The 10,521-nt window shown below is 66.3% G+C and carries 11 protein-coding genes; 1 reads left to right on the top strand and 10 read right to left on the bottom strand.

Annotated features, from left to right (window positions below; genetic code table 11):
- Positions 1-152 precede the first annotated feature (152 nt).
- The gene (locus H7290_RS13465; protein ID WP_290514529.1) at positions 153-1,688 is read left to right on the top strand and encodes a phospholipid carrier-dependent glycosyltransferase; all 1,536 of its coding nucleotides are present in this window, start codon (positions 153-155) and stop codon (positions 1,686-1,688) included.
- A gap of 34 nt (positions 1,689-1,722) precedes the next feature.
- Here the strand turns inward: H7290_RS13465 and H7290_RS13460 are convergent, their stop codons facing one another.
- The 10 genes from H7290_RS13460 to H7290_RS13415 form a co-directional block, all read right to left on the bottom strand.
- On the bottom strand, positions 1,723-2,301 hold the full coding sequence (locus tag H7290_RS13460) for a TetR family transcriptional regulator (protein WP_290514528.1): 579 nt from the start codon (positions 2,299-2,301) through the stop codon (positions 1,723-1,725).
- The gene (locus tag H7290_RS13455) at positions 2,298-3,542 is read right to left on the bottom strand and encodes an FAD-dependent oxidoreductase (RefSeq protein WP_290514527.1); all 1,245 of its coding nucleotides are present in this window, start codon (positions 3,540-3,542) and stop codon (positions 2,298-2,300) included. The genes H7290_RS13460 and H7290_RS13455 overlap by 4 nt, the downstream gene beginning before the upstream one ends.
- Before the next feature lie 37 nt (positions 3,543-3,579).
- Positions 3,580-3,747 carry a rubredoxin gene (locus H7290_RS13450; protein ID WP_290514526.1) on the bottom strand — a complete coding sequence of 56 codons (168 nt, stop codon included), beginning with the start codon at positions 3,745-3,747 and terminating at the stop codon, positions 3,580-3,582.
- Positions 3,744-4,010, bottom strand: coding sequence for a rubredoxin (locus H7290_RS13445; RefSeq protein WP_290514525.1), 267 nt, complete (start codon positions 4,008-4,010; stop codon positions 3,744-3,746). The genes H7290_RS13450 and H7290_RS13445 overlap by 4 nt, the downstream gene beginning before the upstream one ends.
- Positions 4,007-5,191, bottom strand: coding sequence for an alkane 1-monooxygenase (locus H7290_RS13440; RefSeq protein WP_290514524.1), 1,185 nt, complete (start codon positions 5,189-5,191; stop codon positions 4,007-4,009). The genes H7290_RS13445 and H7290_RS13440 overlap by 4 nt, the downstream gene beginning before the upstream one ends.
- 81 nt (positions 5,192-5,272) lie before the next feature.
- Positions 5,273-6,163, bottom strand: coding sequence for a type II secretion system F family protein (locus H7290_RS13435; RefSeq protein ID WP_290514523.1), 891 nt, complete (start codon positions 6,161-6,163; stop codon positions 5,273-5,275).
- On the bottom strand, positions 6,163-7,125 hold the full coding sequence (locus tag H7290_RS13430; RefSeq protein WP_290514522.1) for a type II secretion system F family protein: 963 nt from the start codon (positions 7,123-7,125) through the stop codon (positions 6,163-6,165). The genes H7290_RS13435 and H7290_RS13430 overlap by 1 nt, the downstream gene beginning before the upstream one ends.
- Positions 7,103-8,494 (bottom strand): CpaF family protein, encoded by a 1,392-nt coding sequence (locus tag H7290_RS13425; RefSeq protein ID WP_290514521.1) that lies wholly within the window; start codon positions 8,492-8,494, stop codon positions 7,103-7,105. The genes H7290_RS13430 and H7290_RS13425 overlap by 23 nt, the downstream gene beginning before the upstream one ends.
- A complete protein-coding gene (locus H7290_RS13420; RefSeq protein ID WP_290514520.1) occupies positions 8,494-9,717 on the bottom strand; it encodes an AAA family ATPase in 1,224 nt (407 codons plus the stop codon). The genes H7290_RS13425 and H7290_RS13420 overlap by 1 nt, the downstream gene beginning before the upstream one ends.
- Positions 9,714-10,424, bottom strand: coding sequence for an RcpC/CpaB family pilus assembly protein (locus H7290_RS13415; RefSeq protein WP_290514519.1), 711 nt, complete (start codon positions 10,422-10,424; stop codon positions 9,714-9,716). Before H7290_RS13415 ends, H7290_RS13420 begins: the two co-directional genes overlap by 4 nt.
- Positions 10,425-10,521 lie beyond the last annotated feature (97 nt).

The raw sequence follows: 10,521 nt of genomic DNA, 5'->3' as shown, positions 1-10,521 counted from the left end.
TTGAGCCGCGGGGTCTCTCCCGCGGCCACGACGTCGGCGGAGGCCAACGCCCCGGCGAGCCCCCCGCTGGCGTCGGCCACCCGACCGATCGGGGTCGCGGCAAGGATGAGCATGGGAGCCATGCTCTCAGGCCGCTCGCCTAGGATCGTCGGGTGCCCAAGATCCGATGGTCCGAACGGACATGGGGCTGGATCGGGCCGATCGCGGTCGCCCTGCTCGCCTTCGCGGTCCGGGTCTGGAACGTCGGCCGTCCCCGCATCCTGATGTTCGACGAGACCTATTACGCCAAGGACTCGTGGTCGCTGCTCAAGCACGGCTACGTGCAGGACTTCGTCGAGAAGGCCAACGGCAACATCGAGAAGGGCGACCTGACGGGGCTCTTCACCGGCCAGCCGTCGTGGATCGTGCACCCGGACGGCGGCAAGTGGGTCATCGCGCTCGGCGAGTACGTGTTCGGGCTCGACTCGTTCGGATGGCGCATCTCGGCCGTGGTCGTCGGCACGTTGACGGTGCTCGTGCTGGCGCGCCTCGTCCGCCGGATGACCGGTTCGACGGTCATCGGCTGCTTCGCGGGCCTGCTGCTCACCTTCGACGGCATGCACTTCGTGATGTCGCGGCTCGCCCTGCTCGACGTCTTCCTGACGTTCTGGCTGGTGTGCGGGGTCGGCTGTCTTGTCGCCGACCGCGACTGGCTCCACGACCGCCTCGACCGCTACCAGTTCGTCCGGCCGTGGCAGCTGCTCGCCGGGTTCTGCTTCGGCATGGCCTGCAGTACCAAGTGGAGTGGGGTCTACGTCCTCGCAGTGTTCGCCCTGCTGGCCGTCATCTGGGAGGTGCTCGCGAGGCGTCGTGCTCCGGTGGAGCAGGCAGGTCCACGGCACGGCTGGGTCAGGACGACCCTCGTCGTGGGTCTGCCAGCGTTCGCCTCGATCGTGCTCGTGGCCGCCCTCGTGTACCTCGCCACGTGGACGGGTTTCCTGCTCCACCACGACCTGTACGAAGCACGCTTCGGCCGGGGGTACGGAGATTACTCAGCGCCGTGGGGGGCATATGTCGACAAGCCGACCACCGGCTTCCTGGGCGAGACCCGCGACGCCTTCCGCTCGCTGTGGCACTTCCACGTCATGACGTACGACTTCCACACCAAGGACCTCAACTCCGCCAAGCACCCTTACCAGTCCAATCCGCTGGGCTGGCTCGTGCAGGAGCGACCGGTGGGCGTCGACGCACAGTTCGACAAGCCCGCCGCCTCGTGCGGAGCCCCCGAGACATCGTCCTGCATCCGCGAGGTGCTGATCCTGGGCAATCCGATCCTGTGGTGGACCGGGGCGCTTGCCCTGGTCGCGGCGGTAATCGCGTGGATTCCCTCCCGCGACTGGCGCTGGGGCATCGCCGTGCTCGGCGTTCTGGCCAGCTGGCTGCCGTGGTTCCGCTTCGACGACCGCCCGATCTTCTCCTTCTACGCCGTCACCATGATCCCGTTCACGATCATTGCCATCTCTTTGGTCGTGAACTCAGTGGCGCGCTCGGCCGTGACACCACGGCAGCGCTATGCCGTGTGGCTCGTCGCCGGAGGGTTCCTGACGGCCGTCATCGGGACGTTCTGCTACTTCCACCCGATCTACACCGACGCTCTCATCCCCTACGACACCTGGCACGACAAGATGTGGTTCAAGCGCTGGATCTAGCCCGAGCCGCGACCCCTCCCGCACCGGCATCGGCTCAGTCCTGGGCGCCCTTCAGTGCCAGACCGACAATCCACGCGATGTCTGCTGCTGCGTCAGCCGAGGGCTTCGACGGACGCGTGATGGCCGAGAGCACCAGACGCACGACCACCTCGACCGCCACCTCGAGCTCGGCATCGGTGAGCGGCGAGGGCGGGTAGAGGTCGACAACGCACTGCTTGACCACAGCGACGGCCGACTCGACGATCTCGCCCGACTCCGTCGTGAGGATCGTGAGGAACTCGGTGTCGTGCTCGTCCGGCAACGAGCCCACGATGGTGCGCACCAGGAGGCTCTGCTCACCCATCAGGAGCACTCCTTCGCACGCCGCCCGGATGCCGCCGATGATGTCGACCTGCCCAGCCATGCGCTCTCGGACCACGCCGAGAAATCGCTCGAGCTCGCGCATCGCCAGCTGCTCGGCCAGGCCGTGCTTCGTGCCGAACTCGTTGTAGACCGTCTGGCGACTGACCCCCACCACGTCGGCGATGCGCGCCATCGTCACGGTCGACCAGCCGGTGCTCCCGATGACGTCCTGGGCGGCGTCGAGGAGGCGCTCGTGGACGCCGGCGGTCATATGTCCCGCTCGTCCTGTCCGGGCACGACCGCGTCGATCAGGTCGGCTGACTCGTCGGCGAGGAGTGCCGGGTCGAGGCGACGGGCGGCCGCTATCCAGGTGCGGGCGGTGCGGACGTCGCTTGGCCGCCCGATCGCGACGGCTCCCCGCACGACGCCGTCGTCGAGGAGGAACGCGCTGAAGGTACGGTCGGCGAGCGAGCCGCGCACCACCAGGTCGTACGACGGGTCGGGCCAGCCGGCGACCTGCAGGTTGTGCCCGTACTGGTCAGACCAGCACCACGGCACCTCACCGAAGCTGTCGTCGCCGCCGGCCATGACCTTGCCGACCGCGGTGCCGTGGTTCTGCGCACCCTGCCAGTGCTCGACGCGGTGGCGTCCGCCGAGGACGGCGTTGGGCTGGTTGGCGACGTCACCGGCGGCGAAGACTCCCGGTGCGGAGGCCCGCCCGCGTGAGTCGACGACGATGCCACCGCCCTCGTTCGAGGGCGCCGTCACGATGCCGGCATCCTCGGCCAGCTCGACGTTGGGCTCCATGCCCACCGCGACGACCACGACCGACGCCGACCAGGTGCGCCCGTCGACCGCGCGCACGACAGTCGTGCCGGCCTGGTCAGAGATGTCGGCGACCATGACGCCGGTGTGGAGGTCTGTGCCCTCACTCTTGTGGAGGTCGACGTACAGCTCGCCGAGTGCCGAGGGGAGCAGGCGGGGCAACGGGAGTGAGGCCGTCTCGAGCAGCGTGACCTCGCAACCCAGCCCCCGCGCGCTGGCGGCGATCTCCGAGCCGATGAGCCCGGCGCCGACCACGATCACGTGCCCGCCGGACGCCAGCTCGGCCTGCAGCCGCGGGATGTCTGCGAGGCCGCGCAGCGTACGCACGCCCTTGGCCTCCCACGGGCTCCGTGCACGGCCCCCGGTTGCGATCAGCAGGTGGTCGTAGAACAACGCCTCGTCGTCGGCGAGCCGCACGGCTCGTGACTCGGTGTCGATCGACGCGACCGTCACGCCGGTACGCAGGGTGATGTCTTGGGCGGCGTACCACTCGGCCTTCTTGATGCGGATCTCGTCGGATGTCTTGTCGCCGCGAACGATTTCCTTCGACACCGGTGGGCGGCGATACGGCAGCTCGGGCTCGTCGCCGAGGAGGGTGATGTCGCCGTCGTAGCCTGCGGAGCGCAGAGCACTCGCGGCGCTGACCCCGGCGATGCCGGCCCCGATGATGACGGTGCGGTGAGTCATCGCGGGTCCGCGTCCAGCACGCCCGAGCGTTCGACCATCAGACCAGCTCGAGCATCGTGAAGTCGGCCTTGGCCGCGCCACAGTCGGGGCACGTCCAGTCGTCGGGGATGTCCTCCCACTTGGTGCCCGGGGCGATGTTCTCCTCTTCCCACCCCTGCTCCTCGTCGTAGACGAACCCGCACTGCTGGCACTCCCACCGTTTCACTGTCGTGCTCCTTCGTCGTCCTGCTCCGCGTCAACGGTGCGTGTGATGCCGCGGGTCTCCGCCGCAATGATGTTGCCGTCCTGGTCGTTGCGCTCGAACTGATCGATCGGGAGGAAGTCGACCTGCTCCCGCACGCCGCAGTCCGGGCACGTCCAGTCTGCATCGACCTGCCCGAACGGGGTGCCGGCGGGCCACCCCTCGCGGGGGTCTCCCACGTCGTCGTCGTAGACGTACTCGCAGTTGGGGCAGATCCACTTGCTCATGCGCCGTACCTGCGGGCGTAGTTCGCGGCCATGCGCGGCTGGACGTTGGCCTGCTCGAGGTCACCCTCGTAGTGCCCGAGCACGCGCTCGTCCATGACCCGGCGCCAGACGAACGGCAGCCAGCTCAGGACGATCATCCCGGAATAACCTGTCGGCAGGACCGGCGCTTCCTTGAAGTCGCGCAGCGCCTGGTAGCGGCGGGTGGGGTTGGCGTGGTGGTCGCTGTGTCGCTGCAGGTGGTAGAGCAGCACATTCGTCGCGATGTTGTTGGAGTTCCAGCTGTGGCTCGGGTTGACGCGCTCAAATCGTCCAGACTCCAGCTTCTTGCGCTTCATGCCGTAGTGCTCGAGATAGTTGACCGACTCGAGCAGCCAGATGCCGGCCGCGGCCTGCAGCACGAGGTAGGGCAGGATCTCCCAGCCGAAGGCGATCATCAGCCCACCCCAGAGAACAACAGAGAAGATCCACGCGTTGAGGAGGTCGTTCTTCATTGTCCAGTGCGACTTCTTCTGACGCTCGAAACGCTTCTTCTCCAGGCCCCAGGCACTTTTCAGGCTGCCCCAGACAGTACGCGGCATGAACTCCCACACGGTCTCGCCAAGCCGGCTGCTGGCCGGGTCTTCCGGGGTGGCGACCCGCACGTGGTGACCGCGGTTGTGCTCGATGAAGAAGTGGCCGTAGAACGTCTGCGCGAGGGCGACGCGGGCGAACCACCGCTCGTACTCCTCTTTCTTGTGGCCGAGCTCGTGTGCCGTGTTGATGCCGATGCCGGCGACCATGCCGAGACCCAGCGCCAGACCGATCTTGGCGGCGATCGACAGTGGCTCATCGATGCCGAGCATCGTGCCGCCACCCAGGAGGTAGGCGCCCCAGATCAGGCCCGCGACCTGAGCGGGGATGAACGCGTAGGTCACCCAGCGGTAGTAGCGGTCTTCCTCGAGCTGCTCGAGGACCTCATCGGGCGGGTTGTTGGGGTCAAGGCCGGCGAGGAGATCGGCGATCGGTATGACCACGAAGACGAAGAAGGGTCCGAAGTACCACGCCAGGGTTGAGTCGGTGAGCGAGAAGAGCCCCCAGGACATCATGGGAATCAGGGGCACGAGCGCCCCGACGATCCACAGGTACCGCTTGCGGTCGGTCCACTCGATGGTCTGGCCATCGACAGCTGCCTCGATCGTCATGCTCGTCCTCCTGTGTTGGTGCTTTACATCAAGGTAGCGAATGTAAAGTCACCTGACAAGGGCTCAGCGGAGAATGACTGGTCAGAGGGATTTGGACATGCTCACGACCGCCGGGGTCAGGATGACGATGAACAGAACGGGCAAGATGCACACCAGCAACGGGAAGGTTATCTTCACCGGCACCTTCATGGCCGCTGCCTCCGCGCGCTTGCGCCGCCTGAAGCGCATCTCGACGGCCTGCGTCTTGACGACCGTCGCGATCGAGACGCCGTACTGCTCGGCCTGGATGATGCTCTTGACGAAACGACGCATGTCGTCGACGTCGGTGCGGTCGGCCATCGACTGGTAGGCGTCGCGGCGACTCATGCCCAGACGCATGTCCTGCACGGTCCGCACGATCTCCTCGGCCAGGGGACCGGAGCGACGCTCGCCGATGTGCGCGAAAGCCGCCTCGAAGCCGAGACCGGCCTCCAGCGAGATCGTCACCTGGTCAAGCACGTCTGGCAGCTGTTGCTGGATCAGCTTCTGGCGGGCTTCGGCACGCTTCTGGATCAACACCCCCGGCGAGACGTAGCCGACGAAGATCGCTGTCGCTCCGAGCAACCAGGCCATTGCGCTCGAGCCGCTCGACAGCATGATGAGCAGCAAGAAGACCCCGACGAGGCTGAAGATCAGCTTCATCGCCAGGACACGGGGCACCGTCCACCCGGCTGGCCGACCGGCCAGCAGGACATTCCGCTTGATCTTGGCCAGCGACGTGCCGCTCGTGAGCACGCGTACGAGGGTCGACCCTTCGTCGGCGCTCCGCACCACGCCAGCATCGGGGGTGGGATCCGCCCGCGGCGCAACGACCTCGAGACGGGCGAGAATCGCCTTGCGAGGGCCGCCAAGGATGCCGAGCGCGAACAGTGACGCCACGACTGCGGCGCCGACCGCCACCAGCCCAAGCAACAGGAGTCCTCCGCCGGACATCAGAACCTCACATTCACAATCTTCTTCATCCACAGCCCGCCGATGATGTAGAGAACGAGCGAGGCCAGGAGCAGCACGCGTCCGAGGTTGGTGGTGAACATCGGGCCGAGATAGCCGGGGTTGATCAGCGAGAAGGCGCCGCCAACGACGACGGGAAGGGCCATCAGCACGATTGCCGAGAACTTGCCCTCGGCCGCCAGCGTGTCGACCTCCTGGCGGATCTGGTTGCGCTCGCGCATGGTCTGGCCGACCCGATCGAGCACCTCGTTGAGGTTGCCTCCCGTGTCGCGGTGCACCGCGACAGCCTCCGCGACCCAACGGAAGTCCTCGTTCTGCATCCGGTCGGCCGTCTGCTCCAGGGCGACTATCAGATCGCGGCCGATGCGATTCTCATTGATCACCCGCGCGAACTCCTCAGCGGTGGGTGAGTCGGCCTCGGTGGCTACCGAGTCAAGTGCCCGCGCAAAACTGTGGCCGGCGCGCAGAGATGATGCGATCAGCTGGATCGTCTCATCGAGCTGCTTGCCGAAGGCGGCGCGCCGGCGGTCGGTCTTGACCCGCAGCACCACCTTCGCGACACCCGGCACCAGAAGCGCGAGCAGAAGAGCGACCAGGAGACTGCCGGTCAACAGGGTCATCAGGACCAGCAACGTGACGCCGAGCGCACCGACGGCAACGACGAGCGCGCCGGGCGTCATCCGCACTCCGGCAAGCTCGAGCTCGCGTTCGCGAAACGGCACCCACGAGCTCTGGCGCAGCACCCTGTCCGCCAACGACACGAGGTAGTCGGACGTCAGGGACAGTCTCTGCTTCTCCTCCTGCGAGCCCCAGACCCTGCGCTCGAGCGGCACGCGCTGCACGGGCGCCGCCGTGACGGCGAAGACACCCGCGACGACGGCGAGCACGGTGATGAGCAACCCGGCGATCAGGAGCACGGCGTCACGCCCCCGGCCGTTGGTCAAGGCTGTCGAGGTTGAACTTGATGCCCATCTCTTCGAACTTGTCCGTGAACCGGGGACGAAGCCCGGTCGAGATCTGCGTGCCCTTGAACCTGCCGTGGGCGTCGACTCCGGCGGAGTAGTCGAAGACGAAGACGTCCTGCAGCACAACCCGTTCGTTCTCCATGCCGAGCACCTCGGTGACCGCGGTGATGCGACGCGTGCCGTCGCGCATGCGGGTCAGCTGGATGATGAGATCCACAGCCGACGCGATCTGCTCACGAATCGCCCGCATCGGAAGGTCCATGCCGGCCATCAGGACCAAGGTCTCCAGGCGCGATACCGCGTCACGAGGGGAGTTGGAGTGCAGCGTCGAGATCGACCCGTCGTGGCCGGTGTTCATGGCCTGCAGCATGTCGAGGCTCTCACCGCCGCGGCACTCGCCGATGACGATGCGGTCGGGTCGCATGCGCAGTGAGTTGCGGACCAGGTCACGGATCGTGATCTCGCCAGAACCTTCGATGTTGGGCGGACGGCTCTCGAGACTGACCACGTGCTCCTGCTGAAGCTTGAGCTCGATCGCGTCCTCGATCGTGACGATGCGCTCGTCGGAGGGGATGAACGATGACAACACGTTGAGCAGGGTGGTCTTTCCCGTTCCGGTTCCGCCGGACACAAGGATGTTGAGGCGTGCATTGACGCAGGCGTAGAGCAGCTCGGCGACGGGGCGGGTCAGAGTGCCGAACCGCACCAGATCGTTGACCTCGAACGGCGTCTCGGAGAACTTGCGGATGGTCAGCGACGAGCCGTGGACCGCCAACGGGGGGATGATCGCGTTGACACGCGAGCCATCGGCCAGTCGGGCGTCGACCAGAGGCGAGTTCTCGTCGATCCGGCGGCCGACCCTACCGACGATGCGCTCGATCACGCGCCGGAGGTGCTCCTCGGAGTTGAACCGGAACCCACTCAGCTTGAGCTTGCCGTTGCGTTCGACGTAGATCTGCTCGTGGCCATTGACCATGATCTCGGTGATCTCGGGGTCCGCGAGCAACCGCTGGAGGGGTCCGAGACCAAGGGCGTCGTCCTCGATGTCCTGGATCAGCCGCCGCCGCTCCTCCGCCGTGAGCGAGAGCTGCTCCTCATCGACGATCCGGCTCAGTTCCTGCCGCACATAACGCCGGAGCTGCTCCTCCGTCAGCGACGCGTCGTTGATGCGCACGCCGATGCGCTCGAACAGCAGCTCCACGGCCCTGCCCTTGACCGCGACGAGTCCCCCAGCGACTCGCGCCGAGGCCGCGGTCTGCTCGACTTCGGGGATCTCCGGCAGCGCCGCTGACGGGATGATGTCGCTCTTGTTGCGAGCAGCCTCAAGCCTCTCGCTCAGGCTGCTCATCAGGACTTCCCTTCGCTCTTCTTGCGCCCACGACGTCGGGATTTCTTGCCAGCACTGACACCGGTGCCAGCGGTCGCGGTCAGCAGGTCAGCCAGCTCGACGATCCCGTTGGCGACCGGACCGGGGCGCTTGGCCAGCATCAAGGGCTCACCGCGGTTACCCGCGAGCGGGGCCTCGGCCGAACGGGGGATGGTGACGGCGACCGGCATGCCGACCACGTTTTCGATGTCTCGCTGGTTCAGTCCCGAACGTCGGTCGGCAAAATTGACGACGAGGTGACGGGCCGCCGGCAGCAGCTCGAGCTCACTGAGCAGGTCAACCTCACGACGGAGCGCACGGATGCTTGTCACGTCCATGCTCGACACGAGCACAGCGTCATTGGCCTCTTCGAGCGCCGCCAGCGTGTGCTCTGTGAGACCCGATGACGTGTCGACGACGACGTACTTGAACTGTGACGCGAGCTGGCCCAGCAGACGCTTGACGTGGTCGGCTTGCACGCGGTCACCCACGGTAGGCGACTCGGCTCCACACAGGACATAGAAACCTGCCGGATGCACCGTGAGGAAGGTCTTCAGGATGAGGGTGTCCAGTGCCGCCGAGGTGCCAAAGGCGTCTTCCAGCGAGTGCGCCGGCTTGAGGTCGAGCAGGTTGGCCGCGTCACCGAACTGTACGTCCAGATCTACCAGCACAGTTTCCATCGGAGCGTGCCTGGCCAACACGATCATCAGGTTTGAGGCGATCGTGCTCTTGCCGACACCTCCCTTGGGTGAGATCACGACGACGATCCGTCCGGCTTCCGCCCCTGCGGGACCGGTGGACTCTTGTGTCGTGGTCCGCAGTGTGAGCGCGGCCGTGACGCGATGGATCAGGACCTTGAGGTCGTCGTCGAGGATCGCCGGTACGACGATTTCGCGAATCCCGACTCGCATGGCGCGCAGCGCGAGGTCCGTGTCGGGCTCTGCCACCAAGATGACCTCCACCTGGGGGGCAGCAGTGTCGATCGCGTGGGCGATCGACAGTGCCTCCCCGACAGGGATGTCGTCACCCAGCACCACGATGTCCGGGCGCTGCCTGGCGTCCGAGCCCGCGAAGCTCTCCATTCCCTCGGTCTGCGTCATTCGTGTGACCTGATCGCGGTCCATCGACACGACGTCATGTCCGGGCAGGGACGTCACCATCTCGGTCACAGTTGTGTTCGCAGCAAGAATCCAGATGGTGCTCATTGCGTCACGTCATTCCTGGAGATCGAGCCGCCGTTACCGCCCTCGGTGTCCTTGTTCTGCCGGGTGAGATAGATCTTCCCGAACTCGACCGCGTTGACGATCTTGCCGGCATCTCGCGTCCGCACGGCGAAGGTGACGAGCTGGGTACCGCCGACCTGTCCCTCGGCGACCGGACCGCCATCGCTGATGCGGATGACCTGCACCCTGTTCTGAACGATCCGGGTGATCCCGTCGCCGTCGCTCGTCTGGTAGCTCGCCACGACACCAAGGGTGTCACCGACCTTGATCGTCCCGCCGAGGGCACGAGCCACGTCGACCGGGATTGTCAGCTCCTGCATGCCCAGCGGCAGGTCGGACTTGCGGACGACTGGAGCGCCGCCACCGGCGGCGGCGGCGGAGAAGCGGGCGAGAAGCAGCTGCTCGCCCGGCTCGAGAGACGTCGTGGTCGACAGCTTGGCGACGTCGGCCAGGTCGGTCACCGCCCCCTGCGCGATGGCGGACCTGGGCAAGCGCACGACGGCAACCTTGCCGACGAGATCGCTGCCCTTGGTGTTGGCCGGAACAGGTTCTTTGACCTGCAACACCTTCTGGAGCTTGGCGCCGCTGAAAGCCCGCTCGTCGGCGTTGTTGACGTAGCCGACCAGCAGCACGACACCGACAACAGCCAGCACGGCCGCCAAGACCGCCGCGATGACCCTCTTGTTCATGAAGTCGTGCCTTTCTGGTTGAGGCCGCTCACGCTACGCGGTGGATGAGTGGTTGCGACGGGTTTTCGCCAACGTCGACAGACTAGGTCCGAGGGGT

The sequence above is a fragment of the Aeromicrobium sp. genome, assembly GCF_014378035.1.
In the GTDB taxonomy this organism is placed as follows: domain Bacteria; phylum Actinomycetota; class Actinomycetes; order Propionibacteriales; family Nocardioidaceae; genus Aeromicrobium.
The sequence above is the reverse complement of the archived record's forward strand: the minus strand, read 5'-3'. Positions and strand labels throughout refer to the sequence as shown.

Bases quoted from the DNA above. Each gene is read 5' to 3' on its own strand.
- H7290_RS13460 (WP_290514528.1), bottom strand. From the start codon at position 2,301: ATGACCGCCGGCGTCCACGAGCGCCTCCTCGACGCCGCCCAGGACGTC.
- H7290_RS13415 (WP_290514519.1), bottom strand. From the start codon at position 10,424: ATGAACAAGAGGGTCATCGCGGCGGTCTTGGCGGCCGTGCTGGCTGTT.
- H7290_RS13425 (WP_290514521.1), bottom strand. From the start codon at position 8,494: ATGAGCAGCCTGAGCGAGAGGCTTGAGGCTGCTCGCAACAAGAGCGAC.
- H7290_RS13455 (WP_290514527.1), bottom strand. From the start codon at position 3,542: ATGACTCACCGCACCGTCATCATCGGGGCCGGCATCGCCGGGGTCAGC.
- H7290_RS13445 (WP_290514525.1), bottom strand. From the start codon at position 4,010: ATGAGCAAGTGGATCTGCCCCAACTGCGAGTACGTCTACGACGACGAC.
- H7290_RS13440 (WP_290514524.1), bottom strand. From the start codon at position 5,191: ATGACGATCGAGGCAGCTGTCGATGGCCAGACCATCGAGTGGACCGAC.
- H7290_RS13435 (WP_290514523.1), bottom strand. From the start codon at position 6,163: ATGTCCGGCGGAGGACTCCTGTTGCTTGGGCTGGTGGCGGTCGGCGCC.
- H7290_RS13420 (WP_290514520.1), bottom strand. From the start codon at position 9,717: ATGAGCACCATCTGGATTCTTGCTGCGAACACAACTGTGACCGAGATG.